Below are 18,242 nucleotides of genomic sequence, written 5' to 3'. Positions count from 1 at the left end.
CGGGGGGGCGCCCCCCCCCCCCCCCCCCCCCCCCCCACACTTCGTTTCGAAGCTCTGCCGGCCGGGGGCGGTCAGCGCAGCGCGGCGAGGACGACGACCGGGATCTCGCGGGTCGTCTGTTCCTGATGGGTGCGCAGCCCCGGCATGCCGTCCACCAGCGCCGCGTACAGGCGCTCGCGCTCGGCCCCGACGGCGGTGGACGCCTCCGCGTCGAACCGGTCGGCGTCCAGCTCCACGGTGACCTTCGGGTGCGCCAGCAGGTTCCGGTACCACTGCGGGTGCGCCGCGGCGGCCATGTTCGTGGCGTAGACGACGAGGCGCCGGGTCGGGACGTCCCGCTCCGGGCCGTCCGGCCTGGCGTTCAGGCTGTCCGGTGTGGCGGGCGGGCCGGACGGCGTGGCGTGGGGGCCGTCCCGAGTGACGTTCGGAGCGTTCGGCGGGGCGTCGGGGGCGCCGTGCGCCGGGTGGCCGTCCACGACGTAGCCCAGCGGGGTGGTGTGCGGGCGTCCGGTGCGCTCGCCGACGGTTGTCAGCAGCAGGAGCCGGGAGCCGGACAGGGTCTTCTCCAGCCTGCCGCCGTTGGCCCGGTACTCGGCGATCACCGCCTGGTTGACCACCCTGAAGTCGAACCCGCGGCTGCGCGGGTCTCGAGTTTCGGTCATCGTCGGTCCTCACCCTTGCCGTCGGGGCACCCGCCGGGAGGGGGGAGTGTTCGTTCACCGGAGAATGTCACGCGGCGCAGTCAACCACCGACTCCGCGCACTGCCCCGCAGGGTCAGGCCGGCAGGCCCGTCGCGTCCTGGTCGCCCGCCCGGCTGCTCCCGGAAAATGCGTCGGTGCCGCCGGCGGCGAGCAGGTCCAGCAGGCGCGGGCCGAGCGTGGTGATCGTTCCGGCGCCGAGGGTGAGCAGCATGACGCCGTGCGTGCCGCCGGCCGCCGCGTCGCCGAGGTCCCCGCGGCCGCCGAGATCGGCGAGGTCGGCGACGAGCCGGCCCGGCAGGTCGGGCCAGGCCACGTAGCCGGCGGCGGCCGGCCGCCTGATCCGCCCGGCGAGGTCGGACGCGTGCAGGCCCAGGTTGTCGGTCTCGCGCGCGGCGTACACGTCGGTCACGTAGACGCGGTCGGCGTCGCCGAAGGCCGTCGCGAAGTCGTCGAGCAGCGCGGCGAGGCGACTGAACGTGTGCGGCTGCGCGACCGCCCAGACCTGCCGGCCGGCGGCGCGGTCGCGGGCCGCGCGCAGGGTGGCGCGGATCTCGGTCGGGTGGTGCGCGTAGTCGTCGACGATCTCCACGCGGGTGCCGCCGGGCGCGCTCGCCCGGCCCACGACGTCGAAGCGTCGGGCCGCGCCCGCGTACGTCCCCAGCGTCCTCAGGGCGTCCGTGGGCGGCACCCCCAGCTCGGCGGCCGTGGCGAGGGCGGCGAGGGCGTCCAGGGCGATGTGGGGGCCGGGCAGCGCCAGGGTGAGCTCGCCGACCCGGTTCCCGTCGCGCAGCACGGTCGAGGTGGAGCCACCGCCGGGCAGTGGGACGTAGTCCACCGCCCGCCACGTCCGCCCGGGGGTGAAGCCGTAGTCGACCACCCGGGCCCGCGGCGCGTCGGCGCGCCGGTCGGGCTCGGCCCGCCGGTCGAGTTCGGCGAGCACCGCGGCGACGCCGGGATGGTCGCCGCAGACGACCAGCCGCCCGCCCGGGCGGACCCGGGCCGCGAAGTCGGCGAACACCGCGCGCACCGAGGCCTCGTCCGGGAAGAGGTCCGGATGCTCCCACTCGACGTTGGTGATCACCGCGAGCTCCGGGTCCAGCCCGGCGAACGCGCCGCCGTACTCGTCCGCCTCCAGGACGAACACGTCGCCCCGTCCGGTCACGGCGCTGCCGCCCAACTGGGCCACATCGGCACCGATGACCGCGGTCGGGTCGACGCCGCCGGCCGCGAGCACCAGGGTCAGCATCGCCGCGGTGGTGGTCTTGCCGTGTGAGCCGGCGACCGCCACGAGCCGGTAGGGCGCGGTCAGCTCCGGCAGCCAGTCCGAGCGCCGCCGGACGGGGATGCCGAGCTCGCGGGCGGCGATGATCTCCGGGTGGTCGTCACGCAGCGCGCTGGAGGCCACGACGACGTCCGCCGCGGACAGCTCGGCGGCCAGCGCCGCCGCGTCGGCGGCGGGACCGACCCGGACGGGGACCCCCAGCTCACGCAGCATGGCGACCCGCGGTGAGTACTCCTGGTCACTGCCGGAGACCTGGCCGCCGGCGGCCAGGTGGATCTGGGCGAGGGGTGACAGCCCGGCGCCGCCGATGCCGAGGAAGTGGACCCGCCGGGCCCGCTCGGGGCGGTCGCGGGGATCGGGGACGACGGGCGGCGGCGCGGCGGCCGGGCCTGCTGGGGCGGCCGGGGCGTCGTCGGAGTGCGGTCCGGTCACGCCACGCAGTACACACCACAGGGCAGGGGCTCGGCGGAGGTGCCCCGGGCGAGCCGGGACCGGTGTGACGAAGGGGACGCGAATCCCATCCGTGTGACGCGCCGCCAGCGTCCTTGACCACCGACGAAGCCGTGCCTACTGTCCGATCCACAGTCGGAAGTTGACATAACTGTAACCGTCTAGCTGACGGTGAAGGTTGAGGCTGCTCGGCTGCTTCCCCGCTCCAATTGGTCGTGAGACCGCGGGCTAACGGAGCCGGGGAGCCCCCCTGCTCGCCCACCGACGCCGCTGGAGGACCGACACCGCATGGCAGCCCCCCAGAACTATCTCGCGGTCATCAAGGTCGTCGGGATAGGCGGAGGCGGCGTAAACGCCGTCAACCGGATGATCGAAGTCGGGCTAAAGGGTGTCGAGTTCATCGCCATCAACACCGACGCCCAGGCGCTGTTGATGAGCGATGCCGACGTCAAGCTCGACGTCGGCCGTGAACTCACCCGTGGCCTGGGGGCCGGTGCCGACCCGGAGGTCGGCCGCCAGGCCGCCGAGGATCACCGCGAGGAGATCGAGGAGGTCCTCAAGGGGGCCGACATGGTCTTCGTGACCGCGGGTGAGGGCGGTGGCACCGGCACCGGTGGTGCTCCCGTCGTCGCCAACGTGGCCCGCTCGCTCGGCGCGCTGACGATCGGTGTGGTGACGCGCCCGTTCACCTTCGAGGGCCGCCGCCGCGCGACCCAGGCCGACACGGGCATCGACACCCTCCGCAATGAGGTTGACACCCTCATCGTCATCCCGAACGACCGCCTGCTCGCGATGACCGATCGCGACATCAGCGTCCTGGACGCCTTCCGCAGCGCAGACCAGGTGCTGCTCTCCGGTGTCCAGGGCATCACCGACCTCATCACCACCCCTGGTCTGATCAACCTCGACTTCGCCGACGTCAAGACGGTCATGTCGCACGCCGGCAGCGCCCTGATGGGCATCGGCCGGGCACGGGGTGACGACCGGGCCACGGTCGCCGCCGAGCAGGCCATCGCCTCCCCCCTGCTGGAGGCCAGCATGGACGGCGCACAGGGCGTCCTGCTGAACATCTCCGGTGGGTCCGACCTCGGTCTGTTCGAGATCAACGCCGCGGCCGAGCTGGTCGCCGACGCGGCCCATCCCGAGGCGAACATCATCTTCGGTGCGGTGATCGACGACGCCCTCGGCGACGAGGTGCGGGTCACCGTGATCGCCGCCGGGTTCGACACCGTGCAGGACCGACGGACCCGCACGCTCGCCACCCAGCGCCGACCACCGGGGCCGGGCGGCGCGGCCGGCGGCCCGCCGCAGCCGGGGGCCCCCGGCCAGCCGGCGGCCCAGCCGGGCTCGGGCGGCGCGCCGAACACCACGGCGCTGCCGCCGATCCCGAACGTGCCGGCGCCGCCACGGCCCGCGCCGGCCCACTCGACCTACCTGCCGCCGACGAGCCAGCAGGTCGGGCACTACGTGCCGGACCCGCTGCCCGACGACCGCGCCCCGAGCCAGGCCGGCGCGCCGGCGGTCGGGTCCGCCGGCGACCAGCGGCCCATGGGCGGGCCGCCCCGCCGGGAGCACCCGGACACGGTCGGGGAGGGCGGCTACGCCCGCTCCGCGCCGGCTGCCGGCGCCCCGGGTACCGGGCACCCTGCTCCCGGGCACGCTGCTCCGGCCCACGCCGCGCCGGCCCATGCCGCCGCGGCCCAGGGCATGCCCCGCGCCGGGCTCGGGCACGCCGGGGCCGCTCCCGGCGGGGCCCCGGGCGCGCCGGGAGCGGCCCCGGCCGGCGGGGCTCCGCCGCAGGCCGGCCGCGGCCCGGAGCCGGCTCGTCCCGGCCCGCGCCCGACCTACCCGCCGCGCCGCCCCGTCCGCCCGGTGGCCGACGACGACGAGCTGGACGTTCCGGATTTCCTCAAGTAGGCGGCGATGCCCGTCCTGGTGACCTCGCGTGACGGCGGCACGAGCATGCCGCCGTACGCGGGGCTCAACCTCGGTGACCACGTGGGTGATGATCCGGAGGCGGTCAGCGTGAACCGGCGGCTGCTCGCGTCCCGGGTCGGCCGGCCGGTCCAGTTCATGCGGCAGGTGCACGGGGCCCAGGTGAGCCTGGTGCGGGCACCCGGACCGCCGCCCGAGGCCGACGCCATGGTCACCGACGCCGCCGGCGTCGCGCTCGCGGTGCTGGTGGCCGACTGCGTGCCGGTGATGTTCGAGTCGCCGGCGGCGGTCGGCGTCGCGCACGCCGGCCGCCAGGGGATGGCGGCGGGCGTGCTGGCGGCCACCTTGAAGATCTTCGACGAGCTCGGCGTCGACCGCTCGTCGATCGACGTCACGCTGGGCCCGGCGATCTGCGGGCGGTGCTACGAGGTGCCCGCGGACATGCGCGCCGACGTCCAGCGGCGGGTTCCGGGCAGTGGGTCGGAGACCCGCGCGGGCACGCCCGCGCTGGATCTCCGGGCCGGGCTGCGCGCCCAGCTGGCGACGGCCGGCGTGGGCCGTGTTGTGCTGTCCGATCGTTGCAGCGCCGAGTCGGGGGATCTCTACTCGTACCGCCGCGACGGGCGGACCGGGCGGTTCGCCGGCCTCGCCTGGCTGCCATGAGCGGCCTCGAGCGCGAGGTGGACCCGCGCCGGCTGGCCGAGTTGCGCGAGCGGCTGACCGTCGTCCGTGACCGGATCACCGTGGCGGCCCGGGACGCCGGCCGCGACCCGGCGGAGCTGACCCTGATCGCCGTCAGCAAGACCCGACCCGCCGAGGACGTCCTCGCGCTGGTCGCGCTGGGTGTCCGCCACTTCGCCGAGAACCGCGAGCAGGAGGCCGGGCCGAAGACCGAGGCCGTCCGGCTGGCGCTGGCCGCCGCCGCGGCGGGCGGCTCGGATGAGCACACGATGTGGTCCGATGATGACCGTTTCCGGGAATCGAGTCCGTTGGCCGACACGTCGGGGGCATGGCGTCCATCACGTGTGGATCAGGGTCCGACCCTCGGGCCGGCCGCCGGGCCCGATGTGCCGGTCTGGCATTTCGTCGGCCAGCTCCAGCGCAACAAGGCCCGGGCTGTGGCGGGCTGGGTGCACTGCGTGCAGTCGGTGGACCGAGCGCGACTGGTCGAAGCCCTTTCCCGGGCGGCAACGGCACGTGGTCGTCAGATTTCAGTGTGCATACAGGTCAATCTGGACATTACGGAGCCCGTCGGTGCACCGGGTGCGCCCGCGGCGCGAAATGCCCTGTCTACCAGGGAAAGTGAGCCCACCGCCGGGGCTGTGGACGGTGCTCGCGGCGGGGCCCTGCCCGCGGACGTGCCGGCGCTCGCCGAGCTCGTCGCGGGCTCCGAAGGGCTTGTTCTGACGGGTGTGATGGCTGTCGCGCCACGCGGAGCACCCGCCAGGCCGGCCTTCGCCCGACTCCGTGAGGTAGCCGACCGACTTCGTTCCGAACATCCCGCGGCGACGCTAGTCAGTGCAGGGATGTCCGGTGATCTCGAGGATGCGGTCGCGGAGGGCGCGACACACCTTCGGATCGGCACCGCTTTGTTCGGTGAACGGCACGGTGTCCCTTAGAGTCGCGCCCATGGGGCTCGGTCGCAGGGCGATGGTCTACCTCGGGCTCGCCGAGGAGGACGAGGACTATCTCGACGACGACTATGACGACGGCGGTCACGACGCCGTCCGAGGCGCCGTCCGGGACGATCGGCGGGCCACGCTCGACCCGGTGCCGATTGACCGGTCGGTCCGCCGGATCGATGCACGTGAGGAGCCTGTCGCCATGCCGCGACGCCCACCGGTGGAGCATCTGCGACCCCCCGTGCCGACGCCGATGCGCCGCGTAGCGCCCGTCGAGGAGCCCCGGCCGTACCGGATCACGACGCTCCAGCCGCGTAGCTACAATGAGGCCCGTCAGATCGGTGAGGAGTTCCGGGACGGGACTCCCGTTATCATGAACCTCACCGAGATGGACGACGTCGACGCCAAGCGGCTGGTCGACTTCGCCGCAGGGCTGATCTTCGGGCTCCGTGGCGACATCGAGAAGGTGACCAACAAGGTCTTCCTGCTCTCGCCGCACAACGTCGAGGTCACCGAGACAGACAAGCGACGCATCCGCGAGGGTGGGTTCTACAACCAGTCGTAGTAACCAGTCGTAGCCAGGGCAAGATCATCCAGTAGGGTCGTCACCACTTCCCCTCGTCCTCCCGGGAGAGAGCACCATCAGCGCACTTGGAACTCTGCTCTTTTGGGTGCTGACGGCCTACCTGCTGCTCCTGATCGCTCGGTGGGTCATCGACCTGGTGCTCGCGCTGAGCGGCTCCTTCCGGCCGACCGGCCCCCTGGTCCTGCTCTTCGAGATCGTGTACACGGCGACTGACCCTCCGTTGCGATTGATTCGGCGGTTCATTCCGCCGTTGAGGGTAGGTAGCGTTGCGCTTGACCTCGGGTTCCTGCTTCTCTTCATAATGATCGTCGTTTTGCAGAGCTATGCGCAGAGGCTGTGACTGAGGTCGTGTGCACACCGCGAGTGCGGGCAAGGCAGACTGCCCGCAGACCGCCCTCTCTTCGGGGAGCGGCGATGCCGCACGAGGAGGCAACGTGGCGCTGACACCGCAGGATGTTCAGAACAAGGTCTTCAGCCCGACGAGGTTCCGCACGGGCTACAACGAGGACGAGGTCGACACCTTCCTTGATGAGGTCGAGGCCGAGCTGACGCGACTGCTCGACGAGAGCAGCGACCTGCGCAGACAGCTCGACGAGGCCCGCCGGTCCGGCGGTGGCGGTCCCGGTGTCCCGGCACAGATCCTCGACGAGAACCAGCAGCTGCGCCGCCAGCTCGAGGAGTCCCGCCGGCAGCTGGCGCAGGCGCAGGCGCAGGCCGCGCAGGCGGCCCAGGCCGCCCGCGAGCGGCCCCCGATGCCCGCCGGCCCGCCTGGCGTGGGTCCGGGTGGTCCGGGTGGTCCGAATGGACCCGGCGTGCCCGGTGGTCCGCCGGTGTCCGGTGGCCCGACGGCGGTCATGCCCGCGCTGGTCGGCGGGGGCGGTCAGGCCCCGGCCCGCACGGGCCCGGGCGCCGGTGGCCAGAACGACGCCGACATCGAGCAGCGCGTCGCGCGGACCCTCGTGCTCGCCCAGCGGACCGCCGACGAGGCGCTGCGGGAGGCCCGCGCCGAGTCGGAGCGGGCCCGCCGCGAGGCGCGCGCCGACGCCGACCGGATCCTTGGTGAGGCCCGGGCGCACGTCGCCGAGCAGCTCGGTGGGCTCGAGGACGACAAGCGCCGCCTCGAAGGCCAGGTCGAGCAGCTCCGCGCCTTCGAGCGCGAGTACCGCACGCGGCTGCGCGCCTACCTGGAGATGCAGCTGCGTGACCTCGACGGCATGCCCACACAGCCGGCCGTCGGGCCGGGCATGCCGGCGCGCCCCGGGCTCAACCCCGGCGCGCCGACACCCACCCCGGCCCCCGCGAGCGTCGGCATGGCGCAGACCGGTGGCGGCCAGCCGCCTCAGCCCCAGCACGTGGGAGCGCAGGCGTTCCAGGGCGGCCCGCAGATGGGCGCCGCGACGCTGGCGCGGGAGAGCAACGGTCACGGCGGGCGCCCGGATCTCGACCCGGGCCGCCGCGACGCTCCGGGCATGCAGGAGTTCTAGGCCAGCATGGTGATGATCAGCGGCGCCCTGGTGGTGATCGCCGCGGTGCTGGCCGTGCTCGGCCTGTTCGGCGCGGCCACCTGGTCGTACACGTCACTGATCGTCGTCTGCCTCGCCGCGGTGCTGCTGCCCGTCGCGGCTGTGCGGCGCGCCGGGAAGAAGACGCCAGCCTAGCCCTCGCTGCGCTGCGCTGCGCGGAACCACGGCTGTTGCCGCCGCGCCCGCGCCGGCGGGGTCTCCACCGGCGCGGGCGAGAAGTTCGGGTGGCCGTCAGCCAACCGTCGGCGGCGCGGGGGCCGTCCTGGTCAGCGCGAAGGTCAGGCCGAGCTCCGCGGATGATCCCCGGTGCCATGCCGGCTCCGCCGTCTGCTCGACCGGTGCCTCCTGGAACACTGTGGCCAGGATCTCGTCGGCGACGGTCGCCGCGTGCTCACGCAACGCTGCCGCCGTCTCCTCCTTGGCGGCGGCCCAGCGCAGCTCGACCCGGTCGGTGATCTCCAGCCCCGCGGCCCGCCGCGCGTCCTGGAGGACGCGCACCACGTCGCGGGCGAGCCCGGTCCGGGCCAGCTCCGGGGTGACGGTCAGGTCGAGGGCGACCGACAGGCCCGACTCACTCGTCACCGACCAGCCCTCACGCGGCGTCTCGGTGACGATCAGATCCTCACCGCCGAGCTCGATGCGCTCGCCGTCCACGGTGACGGTCAGCCGGCCGTCCACCGGTGCCCCGGCGGTGGTGACGGCGGCGGCGACCGCCTTCGTACGGTTGCCGAAGCGCCGTCCCAGCGCCCGGAAGTTCGGCTTCACGCTGATGTCGACGAGGTCCGAGGTCGCGGCCTCGACGGCGACGACGTTGAGCTCCTCGGCGATCTGCGCGCGCAGCTCCGCCGAGAGGTCGTCGAACGCCGAGGAGCCGACCACCGCGCGCGGCAGCGGCTGACGGGTGCGCAGCCCGCTGGCGGCCCGGGCCGCGCGGCCGAGCTCGACGATCCGACGCACGAGGTCCATCCGCTCGGCCAGGCCCGGCTCGACGAGGTCCGCCGGCAGCTGCGGCCACGAGGCCAGGTGCACCGAGTCCGGGGCGCCGGGCAGGATGCCGGCGAACAGCCGGGACCACAGCCAGTCGGTCAGGAACGGGGTGAACGGCGACATCACCCGGGTCAGGCCGTCCAGGCAGGTGTAGAGGGTGGCCAGCGCGTTCGGGTCGCCCGCCCAGAAGCGGCGGCGGGAACGCCGGACGTACCAGTTCGACAGGTCGTCCACGAAGCGGGCGATGCGGCGCCCGGCGCGCAGCGCGTCGAAGCCCTCGAGGGCGGCGTCCACCTCGGCGACGGTGTCGGCGAGCTCGGAGAGCGCCCACCTGTCCAGCACCGGGCGTTCGGCCGGGGCCGCGGCGCCCTCGCCCGACCCGTCGGCGCCGGTCGGGCGCCAGTCCGCAGCGCCCGCGTAGAGCGCGAAGAACGACGCGGTGTTCCAGTAGGTGAGCAGGATCTTGCGGACGATGTCCTCGATCGACTCGTGGCTGACCCGGCGGTCCGACCACGGTGAGCCGCCGGCCAGCATCAGCCACCGGACGGCGTCCGCCCCGTGCCGGTCGAACAGGTCGAACGGGTCCAGCACGTTGCCGACGTGCTTGCTCATCTTGCGGCCCTCGGCGTCGAGCAGCAGGCCCAGGCACAGCACGGTCTCGTAGGACGACCGGTCGAAGACCAGCGTGCCCACGGCCATGAGCGTGTAGAACCAGCCCCGGGTCTGGTCGATCGCCTCGCAGATGTACTGCGCCGGGTACTGCTTCGCGAACTCGTCGGCGTTGCGGTGCGGGGCGCCCCACTGGGCGAACGGCATCGCGCCGCTGTCGTACCAGACGTCGATCACCTCGGGCACCCGCCGGGCGGTCTCCCCACAGGTGGGGCACGGCAGGGTCACGTCGTCGACGAACGGGCGGTGCGGGTCGAGCGTCGAGTGGTCCGTGCCGGTCAGCTCGGAGAGCTCCACCAGCGAGCCGACGCAGGTCAGGTGGGACGGGTCGGCCTCGCACCGCCAGACGGGCAGCGGGGTGCCCCAGTACCGGTTGCGGGACAGCGCCCAGTCGACGTTGTTGCGCAGCCACTCGCCGTAACGGCCCTCGCGGATGCGCTCGGGGTGCCAGTCCGTCCGCGCGTTCTCGGCGAGCAGGCGCTCGCGGACGGCCGTCGTGCGGATGTACCAGGACGGCAACGGGTAGTAGATCAGCGGCGTGTGGCAGCGCCAGCAGTGCGGGTAGCTGTGCGTGTAGGTCGCCGCCCGCCACATCAGGCCCCGCGCGGTGAGATCCGCGGACAGTGGCGCGTCGGCGTCCTTGAAGAACAGCCCGCCGACCAGCGGCACGTCGGGCAGGAAGCGCCCGTCCGGCCCGACCGGGTTGACGACTCCGAGGCCGTTGGCGCGGCAGACCGCGAGGTCCTCGGCGCCGAAGGCGGGTGCCTGGTGGACGAGCCCGGTGCCGTCCGTGGTCGTTACGTAGTCCGCCAGGAGCACCGAGTGCGGGCGGGTGGACGTCCCGGTGCCCCGGCCGACGGCGGTCTTCCCCGCTGCCTCCTCGAAGCGCTCCAGCGCGATCAGCTCGAACGGCCGGGCGTAGCGGGTGCCGGCGAGCTCGGCGCCGGTGAAGCGCTCGACCACCTCGGCGCCCTCGCCCAGGGCCGCGGTCAGCAGCGGCTCGGCGACGACGAGCAGTTCACCGCCGGCGGCCCGGGCCAGCACGTAGCTGACCTCGGGATGGACGGCGACCGCGGTGTTGGAGACCAGCGTCCACGGGGTGGTCGTCCACACCAGCAGGTGCGCGCCGTGCTCGGCCAGCCCGTGCGGGCCCTCGACGACCGGGAACCGCACGTAGACCGACGGGTCGTCGGTGTCGCTGTAGCCCTGGGAGACCTCGTGGTCGGACAGCGGCGTCTCGTCCCGGGGGCAGTACGGGGTGACCCGGAAGTCCTCGACGAGCAGGCCCTTGTCGAAGATCTGCTTGAGGGACCACCAGACGCTCTCGATGTACGAGGTGTCCATCGTCCGGTAGGCGCCGTCGAGGTCGACCCAGTAGCCCATCCGCTCCGTCATCGCGGAGAAGTCGGCCACGTGGCGCAGGACGGACTCGCGGCACCTCTCGTTGAACTCGGCGATGCCGTAGTCCTCGATGTCGCTCTTGCTGGTGAAGCCGAGTTCCTTCTCGACGGCGAGCTCGACGGGCAGGCCGTGGCAGTCCCAGCCCGCCCGGCGGGGCACGTGGTAGCCCTTCATCGTCTTGTAACGGGGGAAGAGGTCCTTGAAGACCCGCGCCTCGACGTGGTGAGCGCCCGGCTTGCCGTTGGCGGTCGGCGGGCCCTCGTAGAACACCCACAGCGGCCGGTCTGCGCCGGCCTGCAGCGAGCGGTGGAAGACCTTGGAATCCCTCCAGCGCTCCAGCGTCTCGCGCTCGAAGGCCGGAAGGTCGACCCGCGCGGGCAGGGGGCGGAAGGCGGGCGTCGGGGCGTCGGGGGTACTCATCGTGGCTGGTCTCCGTCGGCGGTGGGGCACTCCGGCGGAGGGACGACACCTCGCCGCACACCGGCATGGGCCGGTGGCGGCACGAGGTACCGCGGTACCACCCTCCTTGCGCGCCCGGGTGCGCTCCGCGATCTCTCGTGGACGGCGACCGGGCGGCCACTCTTGTCATGCGGCGGCGGCCGGATCTACTGGGGGCTCACAGCCCTGTTCTCCCGGCGGCTCAGGGTGATCTTCGCGGCGCGCTGGCCACCGGGCTCGCACCGCCCCCGGCTCGCTGCGACTGCGCCTGCCGCTACTCGTCCCGTCAAAGCCTTTCCGCGCTTCCAGCGTAGCCGACGGCCAACGGCGATCGCGGCCGCGGATCGCCGGCGGATCACCGGCACCCGTGCCCGGCACCGGGCGGGCACTCAGGCCGGGTCTCGGGTCGCGTCTCGGCCCGGCGGCCGGCCGGCGGGCGGATGACCCGTGAGATCGCACCCGTACAGTGGTGTGTGTGGTGGCCGAGCCGGGGATGGACAAGGGCGTCCCGTACAGGAACACCCAGTACGGGAGCACCGTGAACGCCGGTGCGGCGGGAGTGGGTGCCCCGGGTGCCGCCGACGCGGGCGGCGGCGCCCCGAGCGGTGACGCCGCGGTCAAGCCCGGCCGTGACCGCCTGGTCACCTCGCACCGTGCGGTGCTCGTCGTCGCGCTGACCTCGCTGTGTCTGATCGTCCTGGACATCGGCACGAAGCTGCTGGCCGTCGCCCAGCTCACCGGGCGCGCCCCGATCGAGATCATCCCCGGCGTGCTCGACCTGCGCCTGACCCGGAACTCGGGGGCCGCGTTCAGCCTGGCCGGCGGGGCCACGGTCATCCTCAGCCTGATCGCGCTGGCGGTCGTCGCGGTGGTCGTGGTCACCGCCAGGCGGCTGGCCTCCATCGGGTGGGCGTTCGTCTTCGGCGCGATGGTCGGCGGCGCGCTGGGCAACCTGATCGACCGGCTGTTCCGCGCCCCCGGGCCGCTGCGCGGGCACGTCGTGGACTTCGTCCACATCCACCACTGGCCCATCTTCAACGTCGCCGACTCGGCGATCGTCTGCGGCGGAGTGCTCGCGGTCATCCTCTCCCTGCGCGGCATCGGCCTCGACGGCACGCGCCTCTCCGCCGCCCCGCCACCCGACCCCGGGTCAGCGGAGCCGGCCGGACCATCCGGTCCGGCGGGGCCGAGTCACGCCGGCGGTCCCGGGCCCGGTGACGCGTGAGCACGGCCGACACCGACCGGCGCTCGCTGCCGGTCCCCGACGGCCTCGACGGCATCCGCCTGGACGCCGCCATCGCCCGCATGTTCGGCCTGAGCCGCACGGCCGCCGCCGCGCTCGTTGACGACGGCCAGGTGAGCGTCGACGGCCAGGTCCGCGGCCGCTCCGACCGGGTCAGCGGCGGCGCCTGGCTGGACGTAGCCCTCCCCGCCCCGCCCCGTCCGCTCACGGTGGAGCCCACCCCGGTCGCGGGCCTGCGCATCCTGCACGACGACGACGACATCGTGGTCGTCGACAAGCCGGTCGGCGTGGCGGCCCATCCGGCCCCGGGGTTCACCGGCCCGACGGTCATCGGCGCGCTCGCCGCCGCCGGCTACCGGGTCTCCACCTCGGGCTCGGCCGAGCGCCAGGGCGTGGTGCACCGCCTGGACGTCGGCACGACCGGGGCGATGGCTGTCGCGAAGAGTGAACGCGCCTACACCCTTCTCAAGCGGGCCTTCCGGGAACGCGAGGTGGAGAAGGAGTACCGGGCGGTCGTCCAGGGGCACCCGGACCCGCTGCGCGGGACGGTCGACGCCCCCATCGACCGTCATCCCCGCCGGCCCGGCCTGTTCGCCGTCGTCGCGGACGGCAAGCCCAGCGTGACCCACTACGACACCGAGGAGGCGTTCCGCGCCGCCTCGCTGCTGTCGGTGCGGCTGGAGACGGGCCGCACCCACCAGATCCGGGTGCACATGGCGGCGCTGCGGCATCCCTGCGTGGGCGACCTCTCCTACGGGGCGGATCCGACGCTGGCCCAGCGCCTCGGGCTGACCAGGCAGTGGCTGCACGCCGCCCGGCTCGCCTTCGCCCACCCGGCGGACGGCACCTGGGTCGAGTTCACCAGCCCCGATCCCGACGACCTGGCCGAGGCGGTGAAGCGGCTGCGCGACCAGACGTGAGGACGCCGGTGCCGGCGGACCCCGGCCCGCCTTCCGCACAGTCCTCGAGCGAAGGCCCCGAGGCGGTCCGCGCGCCCGAGAAACCCACGCCCGAGAAACCCACGCCCGTTGAACCCGCGGACGACGCCGCGGCGGTGACCGCCTCCGGTCTGCCGCCGGCCAGCGGCCCCTCTGCCGGCGCCCCGCCTTCCGGCGACCCGCCCGCGGGCGACCCGCCCGCCGCCGACGGTCCCTCGGGGGGCACTCTCTCGGTCGACGGTCCCTCGGGAGAGGACCCCCTGCGAGAGGGCATCCTGGACGAGGACCCCCTGGGCGGCTCTCCTCCGGACGACGGTGCTGCCGTTGATCCCTCAGCCGCCGATCCCGCAGCATCCACCGGGTCCACAGAATCCGCCGGGCCCGCGCCGTCCGCGGGGCCCGCTGAGCCCGCGGGTGACGTGCCCGGCGACGGCTCCCCGCCGGGCGGGTTGGGACGCTCCGTGATCCGACTGCTCGACCGGGTCGACGACGCCGCCCTGCCGCCGGTCGGCCGGGTGCTGGAGTCGGTCGCCGGCCGTCTCGCCGGCGCGCGCGACCGCCCTCGGGCGCGCCTGCGCCGCGCGTGGGCGGCACGCGGGGGCCCGTACGTCGACGGCGACGGCCCCCCGCCACCGGGCCGGGCCAGCGTCATCACCGGGCGCGCCCTCGAGGCCATCGGCCGACTGCTCGTGCTCGGGCTGGTCGTGCTGATCGTCGTCGGTGCCGTGACCACGATGCTGCGCGGCGCCGATCCCTCTGGCAGCCATGCACCCGGCCCCGGCCCTGGCAACGCTCCGGCCGGGCCCGTCGAGCCCACGGTCACCGTCGGCCCGGCCGTGGGTGAGTCGCCCGCCACGTACGCCGCCGAGGCCGCGGCGAAGCTGGACGGCCTGACCCGGGCGGCCCCGGACGCCGACCTCTACGCCGTCGTCAGCCTGGCCGGCTACCGCACGCCGGACGAGATGCTGCAGATCTTCACCGCCTACCGCACGCTCGAGGTGTTCTTCGGCGTCCCGCCGGACGGGGAGGTGATGGCCGCCACCGTCCGCGACCCGGTCGCGGACCTCACCGCCGCCTTCGACAGCGAGGCCGACGCCGCCGACACCCGCGCGCACAGCGCCACGGACCCCGCCGAGGCCGAGCACGCGCGGCAGGAGGCCACGGCGCTGCGCGCGCGGTGCGGCTGCCTGTTCGGCGCGGTCGTGCGGGCGCCGGCGGCCCGGCTGGTCGACCTCGGACACATCGAGGGGGTGCGGGTCGTCGACCCGGCCCCGCCCGGCATCTCCCCGGAGACCGTGCGCTTCCTCCCGCTGCAGCCCGACCCGCGCTGAGCGGGCGCCCGCGGTCCCGGGTGCCGTGGGCCACGGGTGCTCCCACCCCCCGAGGTGCCCACCCGGCACGTTGGGGGCGGGCACGGCCGGGCGGCGGGGCCCCCGCCACGCCGCGCGTGGGGGCCGCCGACCGCCGCGATCGGCCCGGCACGGCGGCCGTCAGGAGGGTCGTCTTCCACCGCCCCACCGGGACAGGGCAGGATTGCACCAGGTCCATGGGACGTCCACCGGTACGGCCGGGTGGCGGGGACCTGACCGGCGGCCGTGCGACGGACGGCCCGCCTGATGACGAAGGGGGCACTCGGGTGAGGTTGGCCAGGGGCACCCGGGAGGTCTTCGACGCGGAAAGCCTGCTCGAGGAGTACCTGGGACCACGCAAACGGGGACTGCGGTACGCGTACCCCTACTACGACGGGCTCGTCACCAACGGCGACCCGGACCTGCTGTGCACGGGTGACCTGCTGTCGCCCTGTCTGCTCGGTGTGAACGTGGACCTCGACCGGATGCACACGCTGACCGCGCTGACCCCGCTGCTGCAGCGGGCGCTGGACCGGCTCCCCCCGGGGATCGAGTTGATCGAGGCGGACGAGGTGACCCTCGACCTGGTCGCGGCCCTCTACGACCCGCTGGACGACCCCGACGTCGCGGACCGGGACGTCAAGGGCTCGCTGATCGCCAAGGTGCTGCACCGCAAGCGCCCGGCGCTGGTGCCCCTGTTCGACTCCAAGGTGCGGATCTTCTACCAGCACGAGGACTGTGTCCCCCCGTCGCCGCGCGACGGCCGGTCGTGGCGGGAGTACATGCAGCTGCTCGTCCGCGCCATGCAGTACGACCTGCGGGAGAACGCCGACGAGTTCCGCCGGCTCACCGGTCTCGTGCCGCCGGGCGGCCCGGCGGTGACCCCGTTGCGCATCCTCGACATCGTCGTCTGGATGAGCAGCGCGGTCTGATCCCGTCCGGTCCGATGGCATGGCACGAGGCGGTGGGACGGGTGCTCTGGGTGTGTGACACCGCTGTCACGCGGGTGGTAGGTGTCGCCGGTGTGACGTCGGCGGCATCGGCCCGCGGCCTCCGCTCGGCGTGTCGGCTGCGAGAATGGCAGCCGTGCTGAGCTACGCCGTGCGTGGCCTCACCCGGCGGCACGGCGCCGGGGAGTGCGCCGTCCTCGCGAACGACCGGATCGACCTCGACGTCCGTCCGGCCGAGGTCTTCGGCGTGCTCGGTCCGAACGGCGCCGGCAAGACCACCCTCGTCCGCCAGCTCATGGGCCTGCTCCGCCCCGACACCGGCTCGATCACGATGTTCGGGCACGACGTCGTCAGCCGTCCCGGAACCGCCGCCCGGATGGCGGCCTACCTGGGCCAGGACGATCTCGCGCTGGCCGAGCTGCCGGTGGGCGTCGCGGTGGAGACGACCGCGCGGCTGCGTGGCCTGTCCCGGGCGGGTGCCCGCCGGGAGCGCGACGAGGTGATCGAGGAGCTCGCCCTGGGCGAGGTGGTGAACCGCCCGCTCGGCCGCCTCTCGGGCGGCCAGCGCCGACTTGCCTGCGTCGCGGCCACCCTGGTCGGCGAGCGCCCGGTGCTCGTGCTCGACGAGCCGACGACCGGCCTCGACCCGGTGGCCCGCCGTTCGGTGTGGACGGCGCTGGAGCGCCGCCGCTCCGCGCGCGGCACCACGGTCGTGCTGATCACACACAACGTGCTGGAGGCCGAGACCGTGCTGGACCGGGTGGCCGTGCTCGACGCGGGCCGGGTGATCGCCTGCGACTCGCCGGGCCGGCTCAAGGCGTCGGTCTCCGACGACGTCCGGCTGGACCTGGTCTGGCGGCACGACCCGCCGGTCGACGACCCGACCGTGGCCCGACTCGCCGCCACGGCGCGGGTGACCGGCCGCCGATGGACGACCCGGCTGGCCCATGCCGAGGCCAGGGACGCCCTCGGTCGCCTCACCACGGGGCCGGCGTTCGCCGCCCTGGACGACTTCAGTCTCGCGACTCCGTCGTTGGAGGACGTGTATCTCACTCTCGGCGGAACCTGCCGTGATCTGGAGCGGACATGACCCTGACGACTCCTCACCCCGCCACCCCCGCGGGTCCGGCCGGCCTGCCGCCCGCGACGGGTGTCGGGGTGGCCGCCGTGCCGTCTGAGGACCGCTCACCCGGTCGTGCGGGCGGGAAGACGGGCAGGCGGAAGGCCGGCAGGAAGGGCCGGGCAGCCGCCGGATCCGGCGGGGCCGCGGCCGGGGCCGCCGCCGAGGAGGCGCCCGTGCCGCTGCCCCCGCCGACCGCCTTCCCGGCGGCGGTGTCGGCCGTCTACCGGGGCCAGCTGGCCCGTGCCCGGGTGGCCCGGGTGCCGCTGCTGTTCGTCGCCGCGTTCCAGTCCCTGGGGATCATGATCCTGCTGCGGGGCATCGTCGACGTCGGCGACGACTCCGCGGCGGCCTCCGTCGTGGCCGGCTCGACGGTGCTCGTCGTGGCCTTCGTGGCGCTCAACCTGCTCGCGCAGCGGTTCGGGGCCCTGCGCGCGGCCGGGGCGCTCGACTACTACCTGACGCTGCCCATCCCCGGCGCCGCGGTGGTGCTCGGCACGGCCGCGTCGTACGCGACGTTCGCGGTGCCGGGCACGGTCGTCACCGTGGTGGTCGGCTCGCTCCTTTACGGGCTGCCGATGGGCGGCCTGTGGCTGCTGATCCCGGTGACGGTGCTCGCCGGGGCCAGCCTGGCCGGGATAGGCGCGGCGATCGGCCTGCTGGCGCCGAAGCCGGAGCTGGCCACGGTCGCCGGGCAGCTCGGCATGAGCGTGGTGCTCTTCCTCGGTGTGATCCCCGCCGACCGGCTGCCCGGCATCGGCCGGCTGGCCCGTGATCTGCTGCCCAGCAGCTACGCGGTGGACGCGCTCGCCGAGGGCTTCGCCCCGGCGGTGGACTGGGCGCATGTGACGGTCGATCTCGCGGTCTGCGCGGCGGTCGCGGCGGTGGCGCTCGTCGTCGCCGTGCGGTCGCTGCGGCACGCCGGCCGGTCCTGAGCGGGCATCCGGGCATCGCGGCCGCTTCGGTGGCGCGGCGCGGCCGTGGAGAAGGCGGGTACGGTCGACCCCCGGGCTCGGTGCCGACGGCGGTCGACTCACCCCCCGGGGA

The 18,242-nt window shown here is 74.3% G+C and carries 16 protein-coding genes; 13 read left to right on the top strand and 3 right to left on the bottom strand.

The window, feature by feature from the left end; all coding sequences use genetic code 11:
* Positions 1-71: 71 nt before the first annotated feature.
* Both AC559T_RS27730 and murC read right to left on the bottom strand, forming a co-directional pair.
* Positions 72-662 carry a nitroreductase/quinone reductase family protein gene (locus AC559T_RS27730; RefSeq protein ID WP_071063802.1) on the bottom strand — a complete coding sequence of 197 codons (591 nt, stop codon included), beginning with the start codon at positions 660-662 and terminating at the stop codon, positions 72-74.
* Positions 663-775: 113 nt separating this feature from the next.
* The gene (murC, locus tag AC559T_RS27725) at positions 776-2,416 is read right to left on the bottom strand and encodes a UDP-N-acetylmuramate--L-alanine ligase (RefSeq protein ID WP_498870574.1); all 1,641 of its coding nucleotides are present in this window, start codon (positions 2,414-2,416) and stop codon (positions 776-778) included.
* Positions 2,417-2,722: 306 nt separating this feature from the next.
* Here murC and ftsZ point away from each other — a divergent pair, with 306 nt between their 5' ends.
* From ftsZ to AC559T_RS27690, 7 genes are all read left to right on the top strand, one after another.
* The gene (gene ftsZ, locus AC559T_RS27720) at positions 2,723-4,351 is read left to right on the top strand and encodes a cell division protein FtsZ (protein WP_071063798.1); all 1,629 of its coding nucleotides are present in this window, start codon (positions 2,723-2,725) and stop codon (positions 4,349-4,351) included.
* 6 nt (positions 4,352-4,357) lie between these two features.
* Positions 4,358-5,032, top strand: coding sequence for a peptidoglycan editing factor PgeF (gene pgeF, locus AC559T_RS27715; protein ID WP_083391030.1), 675 nt, complete (start codon positions 4,358-4,360; stop codon positions 5,030-5,032).
* Positions 5,029-5,988 carry a YggS family pyridoxal phosphate enzyme gene (locus AC559T_RS27710; RefSeq protein ID WP_071063796.1) on the top strand — a complete coding sequence of 320 codons (960 nt, stop codon included), beginning with the start codon at positions 5,029-5,031 and terminating at the stop codon, positions 5,986-5,988. The genes pgeF and AC559T_RS27710 overlap by 4 nt, the downstream gene beginning before the upstream one ends.
* A gap of 10 nt (positions 5,989-5,998) precedes the next feature.
* The gene (locus AC559T_RS27705; protein ID WP_071063794.1) at positions 5,999-6,556 is read left to right on the top strand and encodes a cell division protein SepF; all 558 of its coding nucleotides are present in this window, start codon (positions 5,999-6,001) and stop codon (positions 6,554-6,556) included.
* Positions 6,557-6,632: 76 nt separating this feature from the next.
* A complete protein-coding gene (locus tag AC559T_RS27700; protein ID WP_498870576.1) occupies positions 6,633-6,917 on the top strand; it encodes a YggT family protein in 285 nt (94 codons plus the stop codon).
* A 94-nt stretch (positions 6,918-7,011) separates the two neighbouring features.
* The gene (locus tag AC559T_RS27695) at positions 7,012-8,061 is read left to right on the top strand and encodes a DivIVA domain-containing protein (protein ID WP_498870573.1); all 1,050 of its coding nucleotides are present in this window, start codon (positions 7,012-7,014) and stop codon (positions 8,059-8,061) included.
* Positions 8,062-8,067: 6 nt separating this feature from the next.
* Positions 8,068-8,235 (top strand): hypothetical protein, encoded by a 168-nt coding sequence (locus tag AC559T_RS27690; RefSeq protein WP_165938600.1) that lies wholly within the window; start codon positions 8,068-8,070, stop codon positions 8,233-8,235.
* A gap of 96 nt (positions 8,236-8,331) precedes the next feature.
* Here AC559T_RS27690 and ileS read toward each other — a convergent pair whose 3' ends face one another.
* The gene (gene ileS / locus AC559T_RS27685) at positions 8,332-11,577 is read right to left on the bottom strand and encodes an isoleucine--tRNA ligase (protein ID WP_498870572.1); all 3,246 of its coding nucleotides are present in this window, start codon (positions 11,575-11,577) and stop codon (positions 8,332-8,334) included.
* Positions 11,578-12,070: 493 nt separating this feature from the next.
* Between ileS and lspA the strand changes: the two genes are divergently transcribed.
* The 6 genes from lspA to AC559T_RS27655 all read left to right on the top strand — a co-directional run bounded on the left by lspA (position 12,071) and on the right by AC559T_RS27655 (position 18,130).
* Positions 12,071-12,820: a signal peptidase II gene (gene lspA / locus AC559T_RS27680; protein WP_235013921.1), complete on the top strand. Its 750-nt coding sequence runs from the start codon at positions 12,071-12,073 to the stop codon at positions 12,818-12,820.
* Positions 12,817-13,758, top strand: a complete 942-nt coding sequence (locus tag AC559T_RS27675; protein WP_071063787.1) for an RluA family pseudouridine synthase — start codon at positions 12,817-12,819, stop codon at positions 13,756-13,758. Before lspA ends, AC559T_RS27675 begins: the two co-directional genes overlap by 4 nt.
* A gap of 479 nt (positions 13,759-14,237) precedes the next feature.
* Entirely contained in the window at positions 14,238-15,107 is an 870-nt protein-coding gene (locus tag AC559T_RS27670) for a hypothetical protein (protein WP_498870571.1), read from the top strand.
* Positions 15,108-15,412: 305 nt separating this feature from the next.
* Positions 15,413-16,057: a DUF6308 family protein gene (locus AC559T_RS27665; RefSeq protein WP_020462558.1), complete on the top strand. Its 645-nt coding sequence runs from the start codon at positions 15,413-15,415 to the stop codon at positions 16,055-16,057.
* A 145-nt stretch (positions 16,058-16,202) separates the two neighbouring features.
* Positions 16,203-17,165: an ABC transporter ATP-binding protein gene (locus tag AC559T_RS27660; RefSeq protein WP_020462557.1), complete on the top strand. Its 963-nt coding sequence runs from the start codon at positions 16,203-16,205 to the stop codon at positions 17,163-17,165.
* Positions 17,162-18,130, top strand: a complete 969-nt coding sequence (locus tag AC559T_RS27655; protein ID WP_131625949.1) for an ABC transporter permease — start codon at positions 17,162-17,164, stop codon at positions 18,128-18,130. Before AC559T_RS27660 ends, AC559T_RS27655 begins: the two co-directional genes overlap by 4 nt.
* Positions 18,131-18,242: the final 112 nt, after the last annotated feature.

Origin of the sequence: Frankia sp. Hr75.2 (genome assembly GCF_949319125.1) — a bacterium.
In the GTDB taxonomy this organism is placed as follows: domain Bacteria; phylum Actinomycetota; class Actinomycetes; order Frankiales; family Frankiaceae; genus Parafrankia; species Parafrankia soli.
Note: the sequence above shows the minus strand (reverse complement) of the source record. Positions and strands in the feature narration are given on the sequence as shown.

Excerpts from the sequence above, each read along its gene's own strand:
- AC559T_RS27710 (WP_071063796.1), top strand. The coding sequence starts at position 5,029 with ATGAGCGGCCTCGAGCGCGAGGTGGACCCGCGCCGGCTGGCCGAGTTG.
- AC559T_RS27705 (WP_071063794.1), top strand. The coding sequence starts at position 5,999 with ATGGGGCTCGGTCGCAGGGCGATGGTCTACCTCGGGCTCGCCGAGGAG.
- AC559T_RS27690 (WP_165938600.1), top strand. The coding sequence starts at position 8,068 with ATGGTGATGATCAGCGGCGCCCTGGTGGTGATCGCCGCGGTGCTGGCC.
- pgeF (WP_083391030.1), top strand. The coding sequence starts at position 4,358 with ATGCCCGTCCTGGTGACCTCGCGTGACGGCGGCACGAGCATGCCGCCG.
- ftsZ (WP_071063798.1), top strand. The coding sequence starts at position 2,723 with ATGGCAGCCCCCCAGAACTATCTCGCGGTCATCAAGGTCGTCGGGATA.
- AC559T_RS27660 (WP_020462557.1), top strand. The coding sequence starts at position 16,203 with ATGGCAGCCGTGCTGAGCTACGCCGTGCGTGGCCTCACCCGGCGGCAC.
- AC559T_RS27730 (WP_071063802.1), bottom strand. The coding sequence starts at position 662 with ATGACCGAAACTCGAGACCCGCGCAGCCGCGGGTTCGACTTCAGGGTG.
- AC559T_RS27655 (WP_131625949.1), top strand. The coding sequence starts at position 17,162 with ATGACCCTGACGACTCCTCACCCCGCCACCCCCGCGGGTCCGGCCGGC.
- ileS (WP_498870572.1), bottom strand. The coding sequence starts at position 11,577 with ATGAGTACCCCCGACGCCCCGACGCCCGCCTTCCGCCCCCTGCCCGCG.